23 protein-coding genes are annotated in these 21,695 nt (G+C 66.0%); 9 read left to right on the plus strand and 14 right to left on the minus strand.

The window, feature by feature from the left end; translation table 11 throughout:
- Positions 1-26 precede the first annotated feature (26 nt).
- The 6 genes from deoC to ACZ5IQ_RS24455 all read right to left on the minus strand — a co-directional run bounded on the left by deoC (position 27) and on the right by ACZ5IQ_RS24455 (position 4,126).
- Positions 27-707: a deoxyribose-phosphate aldolase gene (deoC, locus tag ACZ5IQ_RS24430; RefSeq protein ID WP_212807074.1), complete on the minus strand. Its 681-nt coding sequence runs from the start codon at positions 705-707 to the stop codon at positions 27-29.
- Positions 707-1,108, minus strand: coding sequence for a DUF2599 domain-containing protein (locus tag ACZ5IQ_RS24435; protein WP_371824583.1), 402 nt, complete (start codon positions 1,106-1,108; stop codon positions 707-709). Before ACZ5IQ_RS24435 ends, deoC begins: the two co-directional genes overlap by 1 nt.
- 24 nt (positions 1,109-1,132) lie before the next feature.
- Positions 1,133-1,417: a DUF2516 family protein gene (locus tag ACZ5IQ_RS24440; protein ID WP_020101171.1), complete on the minus strand. Its 285-nt coding sequence runs from the start codon at positions 1,415-1,417 to the stop codon at positions 1,133-1,135.
- Positions 1,418-1,459: 42 nt separating this feature from the next.
- On the minus strand, positions 1,460-2,140 hold the full coding sequence (locus ACZ5IQ_RS24445; RefSeq protein WP_212807076.1) for a heparin-binding hemagglutinin: 681 nt from the start codon (positions 2,138-2,140) through the stop codon (positions 1,460-1,462).
- 33 nt (positions 2,141-2,173) lie between these two features.
- Positions 2,174-2,629, minus strand: a complete 456-nt coding sequence (locus tag ACZ5IQ_RS24450) for a helix-turn-helix domain-containing protein (RefSeq protein ID WP_135356103.1) — start codon at positions 2,627-2,629, stop codon at positions 2,174-2,176.
- A gap of 108 nt (positions 2,630-2,737) precedes the next feature.
- Positions 2,738-4,126 carry a DUF445 domain-containing protein gene (locus ACZ5IQ_RS24455; protein ID WP_212807077.1) on the minus strand — a complete coding sequence of 463 codons (1,389 nt, stop codon included), beginning with the start codon at positions 4,124-4,126 and terminating at the stop codon, positions 2,738-2,740.
- A 50-nt stretch (positions 4,127-4,176) separates the two neighbouring features.
- Between ACZ5IQ_RS24455 and ACZ5IQ_RS24460 the strand changes: the two genes are divergently transcribed.
- A complete protein-coding gene (locus ACZ5IQ_RS24460) occupies positions 4,177-4,881 on the plus strand; it encodes a TetR/AcrR family transcriptional regulator (RefSeq protein WP_212807078.1) in 705 nt (234 codons plus the stop codon).
- A 4-nt stretch (positions 4,882-4,885) separates the two neighbouring features.
- Complete coding sequence (locus ACZ5IQ_RS24465) at positions 4,886-5,746, plus strand: polyphosphate kinase 2 family protein (protein WP_244872769.1); 861 nt, start codon at positions 4,886-4,888, stop codon at positions 5,744-5,746.
- A gap of 73 nt (positions 5,747-5,819) precedes the next feature.
- On the opposite strand, the gene ACZ5IQ_RS24470 is transcribed toward ACZ5IQ_RS24465, so the two are convergent.
- The 4 genes from ACZ5IQ_RS24470 to ACZ5IQ_RS24485 form a co-directional block, all read right to left on the minus strand.
- Positions 5,820-6,695 carry a cyclopropane mycolic acid synthase family methyltransferase gene (locus ACZ5IQ_RS24470; protein ID WP_020101165.1) on the minus strand — a complete coding sequence of 292 codons (876 nt, stop codon included), beginning with the start codon at positions 6,693-6,695 and terminating at the stop codon, positions 5,820-5,822.
- Between the two features lie 163 nt (positions 6,696-6,858).
- On the minus strand, positions 6,859-7,719 hold the full coding sequence (locus tag ACZ5IQ_RS24475) for a 3-hydroxybutyryl-CoA dehydrogenase (RefSeq protein WP_212807079.1): 861 nt from the start codon (positions 7,717-7,719) through the stop codon (positions 6,859-6,861).
- 123 nt (positions 7,720-7,842) lie between these two features.
- Positions 7,843-9,135, minus strand: a complete 1,293-nt coding sequence (aceA, locus tag ACZ5IQ_RS24480; protein WP_212807080.1) for an isocitrate lyase — start codon at positions 9,133-9,135, stop codon at positions 7,843-7,845.
- A gap of 275 nt (positions 9,136-9,410) precedes the next feature.
- On the minus strand, positions 9,411-10,253 hold the full coding sequence (locus ACZ5IQ_RS24485; RefSeq protein ID WP_212807081.1) for an acyl-[acyl-carrier-protein] thioesterase: 843 nt from the start codon (positions 10,251-10,253) through the stop codon (positions 9,411-9,413).
- 123 nt (positions 10,254-10,376) lie between these two features.
- Here ACZ5IQ_RS24485 and ramB point away from each other — a divergent pair, with 123 nt between their 5' ends.
- The 4 genes from ramB to ACZ5IQ_RS24505 all read left to right on the plus strand — a co-directional run bounded on the left by ramB (position 10,377) and on the right by ACZ5IQ_RS24505 (position 14,276).
- On the plus strand, positions 10,377-11,798 hold the full coding sequence (ramB, locus tag ACZ5IQ_RS24490; protein WP_212807082.1) for an acetate metabolism transcriptional regulator RamB: 1,422 nt from the start codon (positions 10,377-10,379) through the stop codon (positions 11,796-11,798).
- A 35-nt stretch (positions 11,799-11,833) separates the two neighbouring features.
- Complete coding sequence (locus tag ACZ5IQ_RS24495; protein ID WP_406803769.1) at positions 11,834-12,127, plus strand: type VII secretion target; 294 nt, start codon at positions 11,834-11,836, stop codon at positions 12,125-12,127.
- A gap of 5 nt (positions 12,128-12,132) precedes the next feature.
- Positions 12,133-13,731, plus strand: a complete 1,599-nt coding sequence (locus ACZ5IQ_RS24500; protein WP_406803768.1) for a DUF4185 domain-containing protein — start codon at positions 12,133-12,135, stop codon at positions 13,729-13,731.
- A 92-nt stretch (positions 13,732-13,823) separates the two neighbouring features.
- Positions 13,824-14,276: a hypothetical protein gene (locus tag ACZ5IQ_RS24505; RefSeq protein WP_318986620.1), complete on the plus strand. Its 453-nt coding sequence runs from the start codon at positions 13,824-13,826 to the stop codon at positions 14,274-14,276.
- A 61-nt stretch (positions 14,277-14,337) separates the two neighbouring features.
- Here the strand turns inward: ACZ5IQ_RS24505 and ACZ5IQ_RS24510 are convergent, their stop codons facing one another.
- The gene (locus ACZ5IQ_RS24510; RefSeq protein WP_406803767.1) at positions 14,338-15,669 is read right to left on the minus strand and encodes a phosphatase PAP2 family protein; all 1,332 of its coding nucleotides are present in this window, start codon (positions 15,667-15,669) and stop codon (positions 14,338-14,340) included.
- Between the two features lie 118 nt (positions 15,670-15,787).
- Between ACZ5IQ_RS24510 and ACZ5IQ_RS24515 the strand changes: the two genes are divergently transcribed.
- Positions 15,788-16,336, plus strand: a complete 549-nt coding sequence (locus tag ACZ5IQ_RS24515) for a carboxymuconolactone decarboxylase family protein (protein ID WP_212807084.1) — start codon at positions 15,788-15,790, stop codon at positions 16,334-16,336.
- 68 nt (positions 16,337-16,404) lie between these two features.
- Here ACZ5IQ_RS24515 and ACZ5IQ_RS24520 read toward each other — a convergent pair whose 3' ends face one another.
- Together ACZ5IQ_RS24520 and lpdA are read right to left on the minus strand one after the other, a co-directional pair.
- Entirely contained in the window at positions 16,405-16,626 is a 222-nt protein-coding gene (locus ACZ5IQ_RS24520) for a hypothetical protein (protein WP_464480402.1), read from the minus strand.
- 55 nt (positions 16,627-16,681) lie between these two features.
- Complete coding sequence (gene lpdA / locus ACZ5IQ_RS24525; RefSeq protein ID WP_464480403.1) at positions 16,682-18,076, minus strand: dihydrolipoyl dehydrogenase; 1,395 nt, start codon at positions 18,074-18,076, stop codon at positions 16,682-16,684.
- A 104-nt stretch (positions 18,077-18,180) separates the two neighbouring features.
- On the opposite strand from lpdA, the gene ACZ5IQ_RS24530 reads away from it, so the two are divergent.
- Positions 18,181-19,044 carry a cyclopropane mycolic acid synthase family methyltransferase gene (locus ACZ5IQ_RS24530; RefSeq protein ID WP_464480404.1) on the plus strand — a complete coding sequence of 288 codons (864 nt, stop codon included), beginning with the start codon at positions 18,181-18,183 and terminating at the stop codon, positions 19,042-19,044.
- A 39-nt stretch (positions 19,045-19,083) separates the two neighbouring features.
- On the opposite strand, the gene ACZ5IQ_RS24535 is transcribed toward ACZ5IQ_RS24530, so the two are convergent.
- Positions 19,084-19,572, minus strand: coding sequence for a DUF779 domain-containing protein (locus ACZ5IQ_RS24535; RefSeq protein ID WP_226519680.1), 489 nt, complete (start codon positions 19,570-19,572; stop codon positions 19,084-19,086).
- A 35-nt stretch (positions 19,573-19,607) separates the two neighbouring features.
- On the opposite strand from ACZ5IQ_RS24535, the gene ACZ5IQ_RS24540 reads away from it, so the two are divergent.
- A complete protein-coding gene (locus ACZ5IQ_RS24540; RefSeq protein WP_464480405.1) occupies positions 19,608-21,656 on the plus strand; it encodes a prolyl oligopeptidase family serine peptidase in 2,049 nt (682 codons plus the stop codon).
- Positions 21,657-21,695 lie beyond the last annotated feature (39 nt).

Genomic DNA, 21,695 nt, shown 5'->3' on the forward strand with positions numbered 1-21,695 from the left:
GACCGCGGAAAATCGTGCACAAATCCCTAGTTGAGGCCGTCGAGGACGGCGCGGGTACCGGACAGGCCGAGCCGGGTGGCGCCGGCGTCCAGCAGGGCCACGGCGTCGGCGGCTTGCCGGATGCCGCCGCTGGCCTTGATACCCAGCGCCGGGACCGTCTGCGCCATGATCTCCACGGCCTGCACCGACGCACCGCCCGCCGGGTGGAATCCGGTGGAGGTCTTCACGAAATCGGCGCCGGCATCGGCGGCCGCGCGGCAGACGTCGGCCAGCGTCGGCGCACCGGCCATGGTCAGCAGTGCCGCGGACTCGACGATCACCTTCAGCACCGCCGTCGGGGCGGCCCCGCGGACCGCGGCGATGTCGGCGAACACCGCCGAGATGTCGCCGGCGATGGCGGCGCCCACGTCGATCACCATGTCGACCTCGTCGGCACCGCGCCGGCCGTCGGATCCGACGACCGACAACGCCGCCTCGCGGGCCTTGATCTGCGAGTCATGCTTGCCCGACGGGAATCCGACGACGGTCGCGATCTTGACGCGCTCGGGTACCTCGACCGCGCCGAGCATCGACGGCGACACACAGACCGCGCACACCCCCAGATCGGCGGCCTCCCAGCACAGGCTCGCCACGTCGGCGGCGGTCGCCTCGGGCTTGAGCAGCGTGTGGTCGACCAGTGCGGCCACCTGCTGGCGGGTCCAACTCATCAGAACGGCTCCTCTGTGCCACCGGGATTGCAACGTGCTCTCACCATCTGGTTGTCGTCGACCACCGGGCGCCACGGCTCGAGATTCCAGCTGGTTTTGCCGGGCGCGCCCGCCTCGGCGAAATACCAGTGGCACATGAACTGGGCGCGCATTCCCGGGGTGTCGGCGTCAGGTGCCAGGGTCAGGACCTCGGCCCAGGCCTCGTCCCCCGACTGCGTGGCGCCCAGGCCGGAGGCGCGCCGGCCGGCCGACGTCGGGTACACCCGCAGGCTCGTCGCACCGTCCCACTGCGTCCACCGGGTGTGGTCGACGTAGGGCGGCGACGGAACGGGTTGTGGAACGGGTTCGGTGGGATCAGCGGCGGACGGCGGAGCCAGCGTCAACGCCGCGGCGGCCAGCACGCCGCACAGGATCGAACGCACCGATTACCGGGATTTCCCTTGGACCTCAAGGAGTTTGGGCTTCACATCGACGAGGTAGACACCCGTGGCGCAGGCGGCGATCGCCGCGCCCACCGGCGGGCCGATGATCCAGCCCAGGACGGCACCACCGCCCAGGATCGCCAGCCACACCGGCTTGGTCAGCTTGTCGACCGCCGTGTAGGCGTCCGGCCGCTGCATGGCGGCATGCACGAACGCATAGACGGTCGTGGCCAGCACCGCGATCTGCAATGCGAAAAGGACGTAACCCACCAGGCTTCCGAGGTACACGCCCTCAGCCTATGTGGGTTACGTCCCTGACGTCGAACCTGATTACTTCTGAGTGACCTTCTTGGCCGGAGCAGCCTTCTTGGCCGGAGCCTTGGCGGCAGCCTTGGCCGGGGCGGCCTTGGTCGCAGCAGCCTTGGCCGGGGCCTTCTTGGCGGCCGGCGCCTTCTTGGCCGGGGCAGCCTTCTTGGCCGGGGCCTCTTCCTTCTCGGGCAGCTCGACGCCGACCAGCTTGGCGGCGCGCTCACCGACGGCGCGGGTCTGGCTGGCGACGTTGCCCAGGGCGTCCTGGGTCAGCTCGGTGACCTGCTCGGTGTAGTTCTCGACGCGGCCACGGACGTCCTCGACGCGCTCGCGCACGCTCTCGATCGACGACTGGGTGCGCAGGCGCTCCAGCGCGGCCTCGCCACGCTCGACCAGCTTGTTGTAGGTGGCCTGCGCGTTCTCGGCGTAGGTCTCGGCGGCCTTGCGCAGCTCTTCGGTGCTGAACTTCTCGCGCAGCTCCTCAACCTGGCCCGGCAGTTCTTCCTGCAGTTTGGTCAGGCGGGCGCGGCCCTCTTCGACACGCGCGTTGGCATCGGTGCGGGCCTCTTCGGCACGCTCACGCAGGCTCGCGACGATCTCGTTGACGGTGGCCAGGGCGAGGTCCGCGGCGCCGACGGCGGCGAACAGGGGGGCCTTCAAGTCTTCGATGGTGGGCTGGCTGGTCTCTTTGTTCTCTGCCATGTTCGTTGTTTCCTTTCTCGGGTACTGCGTTGGTCAGTTCGCTACTTGGTGAGTGTCAGTCGTCGTTGTCTGCTCCTCACTCGCGGCTTCCAATTCAGGCTGATCAGGAAGCGATTTGGACTCGGCATCGTTCTGCTGCCGGAAGGACGTGTAGATGTCGAGCAGCACCTGCTTCTGCCGCTCGGTGATCGAGAGGTCCGCGATGATGGCGTCACGCACCTCGCCGGCAGCGCTGGGCTCCAGAATTCCGGCCCGCACGTAGAGCACCTCGGCCGAAACCCTGAGCGCCTTGGCGATCTGGTTCAGCACATCGGCCGACGGCTTGCGCAGGCCACGCTCGATCTGGCTCAGGTAGGGGTTGCTGACGCCCGCCTTCTCCGCGAGTTGGCGGACCGAGACCTGCGCAGCCTCCCGCTGGGTGCGGATGAAGCTGCCGATGTCCTGGGCTGCATTCGACATGACGGCGGCGATATCTGCATCCTGCGCCATGTCGTACCCCTGTCTTCGTCGACCGCTTTTGGTTGGCGGTCCGTACCAAAACAACGGTACGAGGGGGTGCTAACTATTGCAAGCGCTAGCAAGCGCCAGCTAGCACTGTCAGACGAAAAGCTCGGCGATGGTGTAGATGACCAGGCCCGCCAGCGATCCGACGACGGTGCCGTTGATACGGATGAACTGCAGGTCACGACCCACATGGAGCTCGATTCGCCGGCTCGCCTCGTCGGCGTCCCAGCGCTCGATGGTCTCCGTGATGATGGCTGTGATCTCCGTCCCATATTGCGCCACAAGGTGTTTTGCGCCCCTGACGAGCCAGTTGTCGACCTTGTCGCGGAGCTCCGCGTCGTCCCGCAGGGACTCCCCGATGCGCACCACCGAGTCTGCAATCCGGGTGCGCAAAACTGACGACGGGTCGTCCACCGATTCGAGGATGATGCGCTTGGCGGTACTCCACGCCGTCTCCGCCGCGCGGGCCACCTCGTCGCGCGCCAGGATCTGCTCCTTGATCCGCTCCGCCCGCGCGATGGTGTCCTCGTCGTTCTGCAGATCGTCGGCGAAATCGAAGAGGAACTTGGTCGCCGACATCCGCAGCTCGTGCTCGGGGTTGCGCCGCACCTTGTCGGTGAAGTCCATCAGCTCGCGGTGGATCCGGTCGCCGACGAGGTGGTCGACCCAGCGCGGCGACCACGTCGGCGAATCCCGCTCGATGACCCGCTCGATGATCTCGCCGGCGTTGAGCGACCACTGGAACGCCCGGTCGGCCAGCAGCTGCAGCAGGGCCTCCTGCCGCCGCTCCGCCAGCAGGCTCTCCAGCACCCGGCCGACCGGCGGACCCCACTGCGGTTCGGCGATCCGCTTGACGATCATCCGGTCCAGCACATGCTGGACGTCTTCGTCGCGCAGCAGTTCCACCAGTACGCGCAGCACCGTCGACGCCTCGGCGGCCACCCGGGCCGCATGCACCGGCTCCGACAGCCACTTGCCCAGCCGGCTGGCGACCTGGGCGTCGCGCAGCTTGGTCTCCACCACTTCCTGCGACATGAAGTTCTCGCGGACGAAGGTGCCGAGCCCCTCGCCGAGCTGGTCCTTCTTGCGCGGAATGATCGCGGTGTGCGGGATCGGGATGCCCAGCGGATGCCGGAACAGCGCCGTGACGGCGAACCAGTCGGCCAGCGCGCCGACCATGCCGGCCTCCGCGGCGGCCCGCACATAGCCCACCCACGGCCCGGTCCAGCTGTACGCGCCGCCGCGGGACTGCAACCACGTGCACACCGCAAACAGCACCGTCGCACCGAGCAGGAAGCTCAGCGCGACCGCTTTCATCCGGCGCAGGTTGCGGCGTCGCTCTTCGTCGGCCGTCCGGTCCGCGCCGGCAAACGACTCCGCGAGGCTGACGTGCGGTTCGAGGGATGCCTGGTGCTTCGGATGAGCTCCAGTTCCCGGCCTGGGTCGGTGTGCCACGCTTCCATCATCCTGTATGCCAGGCATGGTCGCCCCGTATTATTAAGCGGACCTAGCGGAATGGACGTACTGCGACCGTGGCACAGCAAAACGCACCCTCGTCGGCAAAAGCCGACGGGCGTAAACGACGCTGGCACCAACACAAGGTCGATCGCCGCAACGAACTGGTAGACGGCACCCTCGAAGCCGTCCGGCGCCGTGGCAGCAACGTCAGCATGGACGAGATCGCGGCCGAGATCGGCGTGTCGAAGACCGTGCTCTACCGCTACTTCGTCGACAAGAACGATCTGACGACCGCCGTGATGATGCGGTTCGCGCAAACCACGCTGATCCCCAACATGGCGTCGGCGCTGTCGTCCAACCTCGACGGCTTCGAACTCACCCGCGAGATCATCCGGGTGTACGTCGACACCGTCGCCGCCGAGCCGGAGATCTACCCCTTCGTCTTCGCCAACAGCTCGGCGAGCAAGAGCAAGGCCATCGCCGACTCCGAGCAGATCATCGCGCGGATGCTCGCCGTCGTGCTGCGCCGGCGCATGGCGCATGCCGGCATGAACACCGGCGGCGTCGAGGCCTGGGCGTTCCACACCGTCGGCGGCGTCCAGCTGGCCACCCACTCGTGGATGTCGAATCCCCGCATGACGGCCAAGGAGCTCATCGACTACCTGACCATGCTGTCGTGGAGCGCGCTGCGCGGCATCGTCGAGGTCGGCGGGTCACTCGAGGTGTTCAACTCGCAGCCCCATCCATCCCCGACACTGCCGAGTCATCTGCTTCACTGATCGCGTGACCTCCGATCTGCCGTCGTTGTGGACCCACGAACCGCACAAGCACCTGGAGTTCAAACCCGGTCTGCGCATGAGCGACATCGATCCGGACGCGACTCCCGGATTCCGCGGCAAGAAGGCCGACGCCCCCGACCTGCAGGCCGAACGCAACGCGCGGTTCGCCGAACTGCAGGAGATGCTGTACGCCAACAGCCGCTCCGGCGACACCCGCTCGATCCTGCTGGTGTTGCAGGGCATGGACACCGCAGGCAAGGGCGGCATCGTCAAACATGTTGTGGGAGCCGGTAATCCGCAGGGAATTCGCTACTCCAGCTTCGGCAAGCCCACCGCGGAAGAGCTGTCGCACCACTACCTGTGGCGAATCCGCAACGCGCTGCCCACCGCCGGGCACATCGGGGTCTTCGACCGGTCGCACTATGAGGACGTGCTGATCGTGCGGGTGCACAACCTGGTACCGCCGCCGGTGTGGGAAGCCCGGTACGACGAGATCAACGCCTTCGAGCGCGAGCTCGTCGACGCCGGGACGACGATCATCAAGGTGGCGATGTTCGTCTCGCTCGACGAGCAGAAGAAGCGGCTGGCCGAGCGCCTCGACCGGCCCGACAAGTACTGGAAGTTCAACCCGGGCGACATCGACGAGCGGCTGCTGTGGCCCAAGTACCAGGAGGCGTACCAGGCGGTGCTGGACCGCACCTCCACCGACTACGCGCCGTGGCACGTCGTGCCCTGCAACCGCAAGTGGTACTCGCGGCTGGCCATCACCGAGCTGTTGATCGAGGCGCTCGAACAACTCGAGTTGTCTTGGCCACCAGCGGATTTCGATGTCGAGGCGGAGAAGAAGCGGCTGGCGGAGGCCTAGGGCCCGGCGCGGCCAAGAGAGAGCCGAAACGAAAGCCGCCCCCGACGGCGTCGGGGGCGGCTTTTCGGAAAAGCTACTTGACCAGCGTGAACTGACCGATGTTGGTGATGCCGCGACGGAAGAAGTCGGCGCAACCGGTCAGGTACTTCATGTAGCGGTCGTAGACCTCCTGGCCCTGCAGGGCGATGGCCTCGTCCTTGGCCGCCTCCAGGTTGGCCGCCCACATGTCCAGCGTGCGCGCGTAGTGCGGGCGCAGCAGGTGGGTGCGCTCCAGCGTGAAGCCCGAGCCCGCGGCGAGCTGCTCGATGTCCTCGACGGCCGGCAGCTGCCCGCCGGGGAAGATCTCGTCGCCGATGAACTTCATGAACTTCAGGTCGCTGATGGTCAGCTTGATGCCGTTCTCGCGGAAGAACTGCTGGGTGTGCGCAAGGATCGTGTGCAGCAGCATCCGGCCGCCGTTCTCCGGCAGGATGTTGTACGCCCGCTCGAAGAAGATCGGGTAGCGCTCCTGCTTGAAGGCCTCGAACGCGCCGATCGAGACGATGCGGTCGACGGGCTCGTCGAACTCTTCCCAACCCTGCATGCGGATTTCGATGCTGCGGTTGGTGTCGATCTTGGCGAGCCGCTCGCGGGCGTACTCGGACTGCGCCTTGCTGAGTGTGATGCCGATGACGTTCACGTCGAACTGGGTGATGGCCCGCTCCAGCGCGCCGCCCCAGCCACAGCCGATGTCGAGCAGGGTCATGCCCGGCTTCAGGTCGAGCTTGCCGAGCGCCAGGTCGAACTTGGCGTTCTGCGACTCCTCGAGAGTCATGTCCTCGCGCTCGTAGTAACCGCACGTGTAACCCATGGTCGGGCCGAGCCAGAGGGCGAAGAACTCATTCGAGATGTCGTAGATCGACTGCGACTCCTCGTAATGGGGGGTCAAATCGATGTCGGCTTGTGACATGTCGGTATCTATCCTTTGCGTTTACGTTCGCCGGGACGGGCGGCGCGACCGCATGCTGCGGCCAGCTGACATACCCGTACGTGCGCGCCCTGACGGGCCCAGCGAAAAACAACCCGCACGCAAGGTTAACGAAAATTACTGTCAGGCTCCAACCCGGCGTCTGTCAGTAGGTGTAGAAGCCCTTGCCGGACTTCTTGCCCAGCTGGCCGGCCTCGACCATGCGCAGCAGCAACGGCGGGGCCGCGTACAGCGGCTCCTTGTACTCGTCGTACATGGAATCGGCGATCAGCTTCATGGTGTCCAGGCCCACCAGGTCAGCGAGCTTCAGCGGGCCCATCGGGTGCGACAGCCCGGCGACGACGGCGGTGTCGATGTCCTCGACGGTGGCGAAGCCGGACTCGGCCATCCGGATGGCGGCCAGCAGGTAGGGAACCAGCAGGAAGTTGACAACGAAGCCCGAGCGATCCGACGCCCGCACGACCTTCTTGCCCAGCACCTCGCCGGCGAAAGTCTCGACGCGCGCGGCGGCTTCGGGGGCGGTCGTCACCGAGGAGATGAGCTCGACCAGGGGCAGCACCGGCACCGGGTTGAAGAAGTGCAGACCGAGCACCCGGCTCGGGTTCTTGGTCGCGGCGGCGATGCGCATGATCGGGATGGACGACGTGTTCGACGCCAGTACCGCGTCGGGGTCGGTGATGATCTCGTCAAGCTGAGAAAAAACCTTCGTCTTGACGTTGACGTCTTCGACGATGGCCTCGATGACGAGCTGACGGTCGGCCATGTCGGCCAGGTCGTTGGTAAAGCTCAGTCGACCCAGCGCGGCGTCGCGGTCGGCCTCGGACAGCTTGCCCTTCTTGACGGCGTTGTCCAGCGACTTGGTGATCCGCTCCCGGCCGGCGGTGGTCAGCGCCTCGGTCGGCTCGAACGCCAGGACCTGTGCGCCTGCCTTGATACAGACCTCGGCGATGCCGCCGCCCATCTGCCCGGCTCCGATGACCCCGACTCGTTCGATTGCGTTGCTCACCGCTGTCCTCTCCTCGTGATTACTTCTGAAGATATGCGACAGGCCCCGCCCAGTTTCTGAGCGGGGCCTGCCGTAAAAGCCAGAGGACTCAGTGACTCAAGCCCTCGGTTCCACTTCGCAAACTCAGTGGAACTGTCCCTCTTCGGTCGAGCCCTTCAGAGCCGCGGTCGAGGTGTTCGGGTCCACGGTGGTGGCGATCTTGTCGAAGTAACCGGCGCCGACCTCACGCTGGTGCTTGGTGGCGGTGTAGCCACGGGCCTCAGACGCGAACTCGCGCTCCTGCAGGTCGACGTAGGCGGTCATGCCCTCGCGGGCGTAGCCGTAGGCCAGGTCGAACATCGAGTAGTTGAGGGCGTGGAAGCCGGCCAGCGTGATGAACTGGAACTTGAAGCCCATGGCGCCGAGCTCACGCTGGAACTTGGCGATGGTGGCGTCGTCCAGGTGCTGCTTCCAGTTGAAGGACGGGCTGCAGTTGTAGGACAGCAGCTGGTCCGGGAAGTCGGCCTTGACGGCCTCGGCGAACTTGCGGGCGACCTCGAGGTCCGGCACGCCGGTCTCCATCCAGATCATGTCGGCGTACGGGGCGTAGGCCTTGGCACGCGCGATGCAGGGCTCGATGCCCTTCTGGACGTTGTAGAAGCCCTCGGCGGTGCGCTCACCGGTGACGAACGGCTTGTCGCGGTCGTCCACGTCCGAGGTGATCAGGGTGGCGGCCTCGGCGTCGGTACGCGCGATGACGACGGTGGGGGTGTTGGCGACGTCGGCGGCCAGGCGAGCCGAGGTCAGGGTGCGGATGTGCTGCTGGGTCGGGATCAGCACCTTGCCACCGAGGTGGCCACACTTCTTCTCCGAGGCCAGCTGGTCCTCCCAGTGGGTACCGGCGGCACCCGCGGCGATCATGGCCTTCTGCAGCTCGTAGACGTTCAGGGCGCCACCGAAGCCGGCCTCACCGTCGGCGACGATCGGGACGAGCCAGTTGTCGACGCTCTTGTCGCCCTCGACGCGGGCGATCTCGTCGGCACGCAGCAGCGCGTTGTTGATGCGACGGACGACGGCCGGCACCGAGTTGGCCGGGTAGAGGCTCTGGTCCGGGTAGGTGTGGCCCGAGAGGTTCGCGTCACCGGCGACCTGCCAACCCGAGAGGTAGATGGCCTTCAGGCCGGCGCGCACCTGCTGCACGGCCATGTTGCCGGTCAGTGCACCCAGCGCGTTGATGTAGGAGTCGTCGTCCTTGGTGACGCCTTCCCACAGGATCTCGGCGCCACGGCGGGCGAGGGTGTGCTCCTCGACGACGCTGCCCTGCAGCTCCTCAACCTGGGCTGCGGTGTAGTCGCGGGTGATGCCCTTCCAGCGGGGGTTGGTGTCCCAGTCCTGCTGAATCTCAGCGGCGGTACGTGGCTTTCCGACGTTGGACATTGTGCTCCTTCGTATTGGGCAGGTAAGCCGCGTCGCCGTGGGCGCCAGGATTCAAGCTGATTGTTAACGCTTCGGCGACTTCGCTTGTGTGCTGTTAACGACGATGACACAGCACATACCCGCAGGTCCAGCGGTTACAAGTGCCAATTTTCGCCAACACTTGTAGCGAAGTTGCGAAGATTGCGAAGTTGCTGAGGTGCTTGACCGGTTCAGAAGCTACCGGACGGTAACCGATATGCGCTGGTCAGTACGCTCGTACTGTTAAATCGGCGCACTCAGAGCGCGAACAGGCAGGCGACCGCTTTGACCTCGTCACCGACCACATATGTGAGCGTTGTAACACTGCGGTCACACAGCTCGGGACCAAATTTTTCGGTCGATCCGGCCGGGTACTCGTGCGTGATGATCTCCAGCCGGTCCCCGAGTGCCACCGCGGCGTCGTGCTCGATGGTCACCCGCAGCGGCGCCTGGAGCAGCTCGGGACGGTAGGTCTGCAGGTAGTCCTCGACCACCGACCAGTAGACGGAGTTGTTCATGTGGTCGAACAGGTCGATGTCGGTGACCCGGACCGGGAAGTCCACGATTCGGAGTGCGTCGTCGCGAGCGCCGGCCTTGAGGTAGCCCTTCCAGCGCAGCCGGTCCGTGGTCGCGGTCCGCTTCAAACCCGCCAGGAAGTCGTCCGAGATGCGGGCCGGTCCCTGGGTCTCGAGGTTCATGTTGATCCAGAAGGCCTCGGACTCCATGAGTCCGCCCTTGCGGCCGTCGATCCGCACGCGCATCTCGCACCACCGGTTCGACGTGCCCGAACACCAGCGCCGCAGCCGCAGGATGTCGCCGCGCTCGATGGGACGGATCAGATCCACCATGGTGCGCCGGACAACCCAGGCGGGATGGACGTCCTCGTAGCCCATCTGGCGCAGCTGGTCCTGGCCGATGTCCTGGATGTGGCGGCAGGCGCCGTCGAACCGGAGCCGGCCGTCGCGATCGACGTCGGCCATCCGCAGCGGCCAGCTGGTGTCGAAGACGTCGGGATGCCCCTCCGGGACCGGCGCGAGCGCCTTGGCCAGGCCCGTTACGGCCTTCGCGTCAGTCTTTTCGGCGATTTCGATCGTGCTCATGGCGTCCCTTCGACGCGGGTCCCCTCGGCTGGATCACCCATTTCACCCGCGGCCCGATCCTGCCACAGGGCATTTTTGCCAATTATGCGAAGACGGTATTCACACCATTGCTAGCCTGGTTTCATGGCGAAGACTTTCGTTGGCTCACGGGTGCGTCAGCTCCGCGGCGAACGCGGCTTCAGCCAGGCCGCGCTGGCGCAGATGCTCGACATCTCCCCCAGTTATCTCAACCAGATCGAGCACGACGTCCGGCCGCTGAGCGTCGCCGTGCTGCTGCGCATCACCGAGGTGTTCGGGGTCGACGCGACGTTCTTCGCCTCGCAGGACGACACCCGTCTGGTCGCCGAGTTGCGCGAGGCGCTGATGGATCGCGACCTGGGCGTCGACGTCGACATCCCGGAGATCGCCGACCTGGTGAGCACGCATCCGACGATGGCCCGCGCGATGGTCGACCTGCACCGCCGCTACCGGTTGTCCACCGCGCAGCTGGCCGCCGCCACGGAAGACCGGTTCTCCGACGGCAGTGGCAGCGGGGCCATCACCATGCCGCACGAGGAGGTGCGCGACTACTTCTACACGCGCCAGAACTACCTTCACGAACTCGACACCGCGGCCGAGGAATTCATCCTCCGCATGCACATGCGCCGATCCGAACTGTCCCGCGAGCTGGCCGAGCGGCTGAGCCGCGTCCATCACGTGCGCATCGTGCAGCGGCTCGAACTCGGCGACAACGTGCTGCACCGGTACGACCCCGAAACCCGGACGCTGGAGATCGGCGGCCACCTGTCGTCGGGACAGTACGTGTTCAAACTGGCCGCCGAGCTCGCCTACCTGGAATTCGGCGACCTGCTGGAAAGCCTGGTGGCCGAAGGCAATTTCACCAGCGAGGAGTCGGTGAAGCTGGCCCGCATGGGGCTGGCCAACTACTTCGCGGCGGCCGCGGTGCTGCCCTATGGCCAATTCCATGCTGTCGCCGAGGAATTCCGCTACGACGTCGAGCGGCTGTCGGCGTATCACTCGGTGAGTTACGAGACCATCGCGCACCGGCTGTCGACGCTGCAGCGGCCGTCGATGCGCGGCGTACCGCTGTCGTTCGTCCGCGTCGACCGCGCCGGAAACATGTCGAAACGCCAGTCCGCCACCGGTTTTCATTTCTCGTCGTCGGGCGGCACCTGTCCCCTGTGGAACGTCTACGAGACGTTCGCCAACCCCGGCAAGATGCTGGTGCAGATCGCCCAGATGCCCGACGGCCGCAACTACATGTGGGTGGCGCGCACCGTGGAACGACGCGCCGCGCGCTACGGCCAGCCGGGCAAGACGTTCGCCATCGGGCTGGGTTGCGAACTGCGCCATGCCAATCGGCTGGTCTACTCCGAGGGACTGGACCTGTCCGGCGGCGCCGCGACGCCCATCGGCTCGGGCTGCCGGGTGTGCGAGCGGGACAACTGTCCGCAGCGGGCATTCCCTGCACTCGGCCGCGAACTGGACCTCGACGAACACCGCAGCACCGTGACGCCGTACGTGGTGAAGCGGGCGAATCAGTGACGGGCAGCATGCAAGCGCGGGCATAGGCTTGATGCGTGGCTCTCTCGAACCTGAAGGTCGATCCCGCACGTCTGCGGTCACTCGCCGGAGAATTCAGCGAGATTGCCGTCGGGTTGAAGGCGGCGCCCTCGCCCGCCGGGTCGGGCCCATCGTGGCAACCAAGCGCTGCGGCGGTGAGTGCTGTGTCTGCCGGGATTGATCATCTCGATGGTGAATGCGCGACGGCCCTGACCGAATTCGGTGCCAACCTGACCAAGGCCGCCACAGCCTACGAAGCCGCTGACGCCGCGGGCGGCGCAGGCATATCGCGGGCGATGCCGGGTCGGTAGGAGTCTTGACCGCACCGATCTCGATGCCGACGAAGTCACAGGTCCAGTCTTGGAACACCGAGTTGCTGGACGCTGCGGCAAAGGACTGGGGCCAGCGCGCCACGAAACTGAAGGACGCCTACGACAAAGCCCAGCACGGACTCGAGAACGCCGACTGGAGCGGCACCGCGGGTGAACAGGCCAAGGCACGCATGCAGGCTGATGTAGCTAAGGTCCATTCGGTTCTGGAACGGATCGAGCACGCTCAAACGACGGCTACCAAGGGTGCCCAGACGATCGGCGCCGCGAAGCGAGACGCAGTCAAGGCGATCGACGACGCCGAGGATGAAATGTTCTCGGTCAGCGAGGACCTAACGGTCACCGATCGTCTGCCGAAGATTCTCGTCGCCCCGATGCTGCTTGTGCGCGAGCTCGCACGGCACGCATATCAGGCAGCCATCCGCGGTCGGTCGATGAAATTGGCCACCGTCGACGCAGAGGTCGCCGCGGCATTGAAGCTGATCGGCACCCAATTGACCGGATTCAAGCTGGGCCCTGGCGGCGGTCCGGGGCCTGACGGTTCGGTGCCTCCGGGCGGGGTGAAGAACCTCGGCCCCATTGCCGGCACGGGGGCGCAGCCCGGCATCCCGGGCATCGGTGCCGCCGACCTCGGGGAGATCGTCGAGCTCCCGGACGGCCGGTTAGTGGCTGTCTTCGGAGACTCGTTCAAGGGCGACAAGGTCGGCGGCCCTGACAACGAGCACTACCGCTCAGTCGCCGTGCCGATCGTCGGCTGGGACAAGGACGGCAGGCCCATCTTCGGCCAGCCGCTCAACAGCCCGGGCGGCCCCGGCACCCCAGGTGTCCTGTTCCCGCCCCCACCGGAAGCATTGGCGATCGACCCGAACACCAATCCCCTGCCTGCCGGCTCATTTCAGGCCAACGGCAAGACCTACATGATGGTCAGCGGAACCTCCGGCCTGAAGCCGACAGCTGGCTCATGGCTCGTCGAGGTCTCCAACGATCCGTCCAAAGGTTGGCAACCCGTGCCCGGCTCGTGGCGTCCCTCCGCTCCTGGCTTACCCGGAAACCCGCCTACACAGGTCAGCGGCTACCAGGGCAAGGACGGAATGGTGTACATAGCGGGAGACTCGTTCGACCGCAGCCAGGGCGTCACGATGTACCGAGTCGATCCGGCGCACGCCGCGGATCGCAATGCATGGCAGCCGTGGACCGGCAACGACTGGGGAAATCCGGGACAGGTGCCCGTGGTCGTCAGCCAACAAGGCGCGCACTACGGCGAACTGAGTTTCCGAGAAATCGACGGACGCCCGGTGCTTTCCGCTTTCAACAGCACCCCCAACGTCAATCAGGTTCAAGTCCTCGTAGGCGACTCACCGACCGACATTTTCAAGGGTGGCCCGCCGATCATTGCGGCCCAGCAGAGCTCGCCTGCAGCACCGGGCTACGTCTTCCAGCCGTACGGCGGCTACATCATGCCAGGATCATCGCTCAATGACCTGAATATCCTTGTCAGTCAATGGAATACCCAGAATGGTCCGGACGGTCAGGCTCTGGGAGCGCCCTACGACACTCAGCAGGTGCAGGTCAATGCATCCAAGTAACACAAACCGGACGGGACACGATTACCGATCAGCTGATTCTGGAAGGATCTGACATGAGAGCACTCCGCAGAGCTCCTTTCATCGTCACGGTGATGACCCTGCTCAGCATCGCCTTCGAATCCAGCGCCTGGGCAGACCCACCGTCGTTTCCCGACATGAGCCACTACACCCCGGCCAACGTCACCGACTATGAAATCGACGCGTCCACGCCAGGCATCCATGCCACCCAGGTCGTCTTCCTCACACCGGACAGCATCAGGTGCTCGTTCAACCCGCCTGTGGCGGGCTGCACAGGCAACAACTTTCCTGCGGTGCCCCCAGCGGTGAACGGCGTAAACAACATTGGAACCGACCAAGGCATCTACTCGGCGTTCGACGGAATCCCGTATCCGAGCAACATCAAAACCCTCCCGCCATTTCACACTCTCACTGTCAATGGCGTGACCTGCGGCGTCGACGACAAGCGCACCACCGCGTGCAAGGACTCCCAAGGGCACGGATTCGTCTTGTCCCCCTACGGATCTGGCTGGCTGCCGCGGGTCTGAGTCGAGGGCATCTGCCATCCGTTGGAGAAGCGACTTCCATACGGCCTTCGTCGTCCAGCCGTCACGCCGCCGGACTTTCTGACTCTTCGCCCGTCAATCGCTCGATCGCCGGCGCAGGTGCGCCCGGACGCGCGAAGAACGTGCCGTAGAAGCCGTAGGCCAGCGTCGCAAGGGCCCCGATGATCAGCAGCCCGAACATGATCGGATACTGCGCCATCCACCCGGACAGGTAGCGAACGCACAGCATCACGCCGACGATGACGGCGGTACCACCGGCAATCAGCCGTAGCCGGGCATGAGGAGTGGGCCGAATCGGCTCCCGCAGAGCCGATTCCACCGTCAGGCACAATGCCGCACCGACGACCAGGTCGACACCGTAGTGGAAGCCGAAGCCCAGCGTCGCGGCCAAAGTGCCCACCAGCCAACAAGTGCCACCGACACGCAGCCACCGCGGGCCGGACCTCGAATGGATGAACACGGCCAGCGCCCACGCCGTGTGCAGCGACGGCATGCAGTTGCGCGGGGTCGACGTGTCGAACGCGAGGGGCACCGCCGGCCCGTCGACGGGCGGCAGCAGCGCCGGCCAGAAGTCGCCGACCTGAAAGCCGCCACCGGCCGCGCCGAAGGCATAGGTGGGCCCCACCAACGGGAACATCAGATAGATCAACGGGCCGACCAGGCCCAGCACCAGGAAGGTCCGCACGACGAAGTGCCGCGGCCACAGTCCACCCGTGGTCACGTTGCGCAGCTGGTAGATCGCGACGACGGTCGCGGCGGCAGACAGTTCGAGATAGACCCAATGCAGCAGGAAGTAGAGCACCGAGTGGTGCTGCACCAGCTGGCCCAGCACCCATGACGGCTGGCCGAGCGCGACGTCGGCCCGCGCGGCGAACTCGTCGAGAACGGTAGGACGCGTCAGGGACGTGATGGTCAGCCAGGCGTCTCCGGCCTTGGTGGCGAGAACGAGCAGCAGGCCGGTGGCGACGCCCTTGAGCACGGTGTCGCGCCGCGGACCGGTCCACCGCGCCAGCGCAAACACACCGAGCCCGGTCAGCACGACCAGCGCGCCGCTACCCATCGCCGCCGGAAGACCGACGTACTCCCGGCCGACGACAAAGACCACATCGAGCCCCAGTGCGGCGCCCGCGATCGGCAAACGGTATTCGCGTGGCACCGCGACCAGCGCCACCACCAACGCCGCCCACGGCACCGTGAACCCCGCCGGAGTTCCGACGTAATCGCTGATCAGGCGCTCGAGCGGACCCCGGAATCCACACAGCATGGCCGTAACCTGCAGCGCACACATGAACGTCGCGACCAGCGCAATGCCGATCGCGACCTTCGTCCGGGGCGGTACACCCTCCTTAAGGAAGGGTGAATGTTCGGTGAACACGCATAGACGATAGGCCGTCGGCCGTCGCTACCAGCAATTTGCGACCAATTTGGAACTTGGCGACGTCACGCCGGCGCTCGACCCTACGACCGCCCTGCCTGTGCCAGACTCGGGAATTGTGAACAGCATCGAGCCGGCCCGCATCGAACCCGGCGGAATCCGTGAACTGGGCCCGCTCAACTGGGTCATCGCCAAGATCGGCGCCAAGACCATCCGGGCCCCGAGGTTTGCGCTCTTCAACGTCCTCGGCCAGCACCACCTGCTGTTCCTGACGTTCCTGCCCTACTCCGGCATGCTGCTGGGCCGCAGCAAGCTGGGGCTCAAGGACGCCGAGCTGGTGATCCTGCGCGTCGCCCATCTGCGCGGCAGCGAGTACGAGCTGCAGCAGCACCGCCGCCTGGCCCGCAGCCGCGGCGTCGACGCCGAGACGCAGGCCCGCATTTTCGAGGGGCCGGACGCCGAGGGTCTCACCGACCGGCAGCGCGTGCTGATCACCGCGACGGACGAGTTCGTCATCACGCGGTCGGTGTCCGACCAGACATGGAAGTCGCTGGCGTCGTACCTCGATCGCAAGCAGCTCATCGACTTCTGCCTGCTGGCAGCGCAATACGACGGGCTGGCGGCGACCATTGCCACCCTGCGCGTGCCGCTGGACTTCCCGGACTAGAGCGCTCGAACCTGAGCTTGTGCGCGAAATTTCAAGAGAATTTGGCACACAAGCTCAGGCTCGACCGCCTAGAGGTAGGTGACCCCGAGTACCGCCAGCGTCATCAACACCGGCGCGACGGGTAGGCACCAGAGGAACGCGGACTTCGCAAAAGCCTTGCGCTCCTGAAACTTTCGAGCGAAGAACACCGCGACGCCGGCCACCACGAAGACCACGGCGGACACCACCAGCACCCAGAAACTGATGCTGGTGGTGTCCATCGCGAGCGAGATGGCCAGCAGCCACAGCATGTGACCGACGACCAAACCGCCTATCGCGGCAACGACATTCGCGCGCAAAACCGACTCAGAAGTTGATCATGTGGCCGGTCAGGCCGTGGAAGCATTCCTGCAGCGCCTCCGACAGCGTCGGGTGGGTGTGCACGTTGCGGGCCAGCTCGTTGGCGGTCAGGTCCCACTTCTGGGCCAGGGTCAGCTCGGGCAGCAGCTCGGAGACGTCCGGACCGATCAGGTGACCACCGAGCAGCTCGAGGTGCTTCTTGTCGGCGATCAGCTTCACGAAGCCCGTCGGGTCGGCGAGGCCGTGCGCCTTGCCGTTGGCGGTGAACGGGAACTTGGCAACGACGACGTCGTAACCCTCGGCCTTGGCCTGCTCCTCGGTGAGGCCGAAGCTGGCGACCTGCGGCTGGCAGAAGGTGGCGCGCGGCATCATGCGGTAGTCGCCGAGCGTCAGGGTCTCGGCACCGGCGATGGTCTCGGCCGCGACGACGCCCTGGGCCTCGGCGACGTGCGCGAGCTGCAGCTTGGCCGTCACGTCACCGATGGCGTAGATGTGCGGCACGTTGGTGCGCATGTTGTCGTCGATCGCGATGGCACCGCGCTCGGTGAGCGCGACACCGGCGGTCTCCAGTCCGTAGCCGTCGACGTTGGGGCCGAAACCGATGGCCTGCAACACCTTCTCGGCCTTGAGCTCCTGCGTGGCGCCGTCCTTGCTGACGACGACGGTCACCTCGCTGCCGGAATCCTCGATCGACTCGACCTTGGTGCCGGTGAGGATCTTGACGCCCAGTTTCTTGTACTGCTTCTCGATCTCCTTGGAGACCTCGGCGTCCTCGTTGGGCAGCGCGCGCGGCAGGAACTCGACGATGGTGACGTCGACGCCGTAGTTCTTCAGGACGTACGCGAACTCCATGCCGATGGCGCCCGCGCCGGCGATGATGATCGAGCCCGGCAGGTCCCGCGTCATGATCTGGGTCTCGTAGGTGACGACGTTGTCGCTCAGCGAGGTGCCGGGCACCAGCCGCACCGAGGAGCCGGTGGCGATGATCGCGTTGTCGAAGGTGACGTCCTCGGTACCACCGGCGTTGAGCGCGACGCGCATCGAGTTGGGGCCGGTGAAGGTGCCGTAGCCCTCCAGCTCGGTGATCTTGTTCTTCTTCATCAGGAAGTGCACGCCCGCGACGCGGCCCTCGGCGACCTTGCGGCTGCGGTCGAACGCCGCGCCGAAGTCGAAGCTGGCCTCGCCACTGATGCCGAAGGTCTTGGCTTCCTTGTTGAAGATGTGCGCCAGCTCCGCGTTGCGCAGCAGGGCCTTGGATGGGATGCATCCCACGTTGAGACACACGCCGCCCCAGTACTTCGGTTCGACGATGGCGGTGGTCAGCCCCAGCTGGGCTGCGCGAATGGCGGCGACATAGCCGCCGGGACCGGCTCCGAGAACGACGACGTCATAGTGAGTCACATGCACACCTTATAGGCGCGGCGACGCCGAGAGTTGGGAGACCGATTCAACTGCGAGAAACCGGGTATTCGGCGGGGACCTTCGTCAGAAAGGGTCGACGCCCCATGTCCAATTCCTTGATGCCGCACTTCAATGATGTGCAGGCACACTACGACCTCTCCGACGAGTTCTTCCGCCTGTTTCTCGATCCGACGCAGACCTACAGCTGCGCCTATTTCGTGCGCGACGACATGACACTGCAGGAAGCGCAGCTGGCGAAGATCGACCTGGCGCTGAGCAAGCTCGGCCTGCTGCCGGGGATGAAATTGCTGGACATCGGCTGCGGATGGGGCTCGACGATGCTGCGCGCCGTCGAACGGTACGACGTCGATGTGGTCGGTTTGACGCTGTCGAGGAACCAGGCGGCCCATGTCCAGCGCACCTTCGACCGGATGGACACCGCCCGCCGCCGCGAGGTGCGGCTGCAGGGCTGGGAGCAGTTCGACGAACCCGTCGACCGGATCGTGTCGATCGGCGCCTTCGAGCATTTCGGGCCCGACCGCTATCCGGAGTTCTTCCGGCGGACGTATGCGGCCATGCCACCCGACGGCGTGATGCTGCTGCACACCATCTGTGGTTTCGACTTCCGGGATGCCAAGGAACTGGGGATACCGCTGACCTTCGAGTTCGCCCGCTTCGTCAAGTTCTTGATGACGGACATCTTCCCGGGCGGCCGGCTGCCGATCATCCCCGTGGTGGAGGAACTCGCGACCGCGGCGGGATACCACGTCACCCGGAAACACTCACTGCAGCCGCACTACGCCACGACCCTCGACATCTGGGCCGAGAACTTGGCGGCACACCGGGACGAGGCCATCAAGATCCAGTCGCAAGAGGTCTATGACCGCTACCAGAAGTATCTGACCGGTTGCGCGGAGTTGTTCCGCAACAAGCAGGCCGACGTCGTCCAGTTCACGTTGCAGAAGTAGTCACCACGAACGAAACCGCCTGCACCGCAATCTGGTGACCTACGCCAAGCCCGGACGCGCACCGGGCACCGGGCACGCCTCCTCGGCGTGCTCGACGATCAACGTGCCGTCCCGCGCCGGCCGGACGCCCTGCGCATACTGGGCGCCGGTGACGGGCGGTTGCGCATTGAGCTCGGCGTTCTCCGCTTCGGTGAACACCCGACCGCGCGACAGGAAGCGCTTGCCTTCGGGCGCCTCGAGGCTGAACCCGCTGCCCCGGCCCGCGACCACGTCGATGATGAGCTGGGTGTGCTGCCAGGCCTCGAACTGCGGCCCGGAGATCCACACCGGGACGCCGTCGGGCCCGACGTCGAGCACCGCCAGCAGCACGTCGCGGTCGCCGACGATGAAGTCGCCGTCGGGATAACACATCGGCGACGAGCCGTCGCAGCATCCACCCGACTGGTGAAACATCAAGGGGCCGTGCTGGTTCTGCAGCGCGCGTAGCAGGTCCGCGGCCTCGGCGGTGATCAGTGCCCGAGATGGCATACGGCCACCCTACGCCGGGGAGTAAGAATGACCAGGTGAGTTCTGAATCGGTCGCCCCGGAAGATCCCGTCGCTCCGCTCGCCCCAGGAGAAGATCCCTACCTCTGGCTCGAGGACGTCACCGGTGACGACGCCCTCGCCTGGGTGCGCGCCCATAACGAGCCGACGATCGCCGAGTTCGGTGGCGAGCGCTTCGAGCAGATGCGCGCCGACGCCCTCGAGGTGATGGACACCGACGCCCGCATCCCGTACGTCCGGCGGCGCGGCGAGTTCCTCTACAACTACTGGCGCGATGCGGAGAACCCGCGCGGGCTGTGGCGGCGCACCACGCTGGACAGCTACCGCACCGACGCCCCCGAGTGGGACGTGCTGATCGACCTCGACAAGCTGGCGGCCGACGAGGACGAGAACTGGGTCTGGGCCGGCGCCGACGTCATCGAACCGGGCCTGCACCTCGCGCTGATCGCGTTGTCGCGCGGCGGGGCCGACGCCACCGTCGTGCGCGAGTTCGACATGGAGACAAGGAAGTTCGTCGAAGACGGGTTCAACCTGCCGGAAGCCAAGTCCAGCGTGTCCTGGGAGACCCCCGACACGGTGTTGGTGGGCACCGATTTCGGGCCGGGCGCCATGACCGAGTCGGGGTACCCCCGGATCGTCAAGCGGTGGCGCCGCGGGCAGCCGCTGGCCGAGGCCGTGACGATCTTCGAAGGCGCGGCATCCGACGTCAGCGTCGGCGCCGGATACGACAGCACACCGGGTTTCGAGCGGCTGTTGGTGTCGCAGTCCACCGACTTCTTCAACCGCGAACGCTTCGAGGTCCGCGGCGACGAACTGGTCCGCATCGACGTCCCGACCGATGCCGCCATCTCCATTCACCGGGACTGGCTGCTGATCCGGCCGCGCGTCGAATGGACCGTCGGCGAGACGACGTACGCGGCGGGAACGCTGCTGGCCGCCCGCTATGACGACTACCTCGCCGGAAACCGTGATCTGAGTGTGGTTTTCGAGCCCGACGACCACAGCAGCATGCAGAACTTCGCGTGGACCCGCGACCGACTGCTGCTGCAGACGCTGGTCGACGTCATCGGCCACATCGAGCTGGTCACCCCCGGCACGTGGGAGCGCGCGGACATCCCGGGCGTGCCGGAGCACGCCACCACGGTCATCGTCGACGTCGACGAGTACGGCGACGAAATTTTCCTGGACTCAAGCGGATTCGACAGCCCGTCGCGCCTGCTGTGGGGCCACGCCGGCGGCGCGGTCACCGAGATCAAGCGCGCGCCCGCATTCTTCGACGCGTCCGAGGTCGAGGTGTCGCAGCACTTCGCGACGTCGACCGACGGCACGCGCATCCCGTACTTCGTTGTGGGACAACGCGGCGTCACCGAGCCACGCAAGACACTGCTGAGCGGATACGGCGGCTTCGAGTCGTCGATGCTGCCCGGCTACGCCGGAGTGCTCGGCCGGTTGTGGCTGACGCAGGGCGGTACCTACGTCGAGGCCAACATCCGCGGCGGCGGCGAGTACGGGCCACGCTGGCACACCCAGGCCATGCGCGAGGGCCGTCACCTGGTGTACGAGGACTTCGCCGCCGTCGCAGCCGATCTGGTGCGCCGCGGCATCACCACCGTCGAACAACTCGCCGCCGAGGGCGGCAGCAACGGCGGGCTCCTCATGGGCGTCATGCTCACGCGGTATCCGGAACTGTTCGGCGCCTTGGTGTGCAGCGTGCCGCTGCTCGACATGAAGCGGTATCACCTGTTGCTCGCCGGCGCGTCGTGGGTGGCCGAGTACGGCGACCCGGACAACCCCGACGACTGGGAATTCATCTCGAAGTACTCGCCGTACCAGAACATCTCGGCCGACCGGAAGTACCCGGCGCTGCTGATGACCACCTCGACGCGCGACGACCGGGTGCACCCCGGCCACGCGCGGAAGATGACGGCGGCGCTCGAAGCCGCCGGCCACCGCGTCAGCTACTACGAGAACATCGAGGGTGGACACGGCGGGGCCGCGGACAATTCGCAGGCCGCGTTCAAGGCCGCGCTGGTCTACTCGTTCCTGGAGCGCACCGTCGGCTCGTGATTTGTGCACGATTTTCCGCGCCGGCCGCGGATTTTCGTG

Source organism: Mycobacterium toneyamaense, assembly GCF_055384815.1.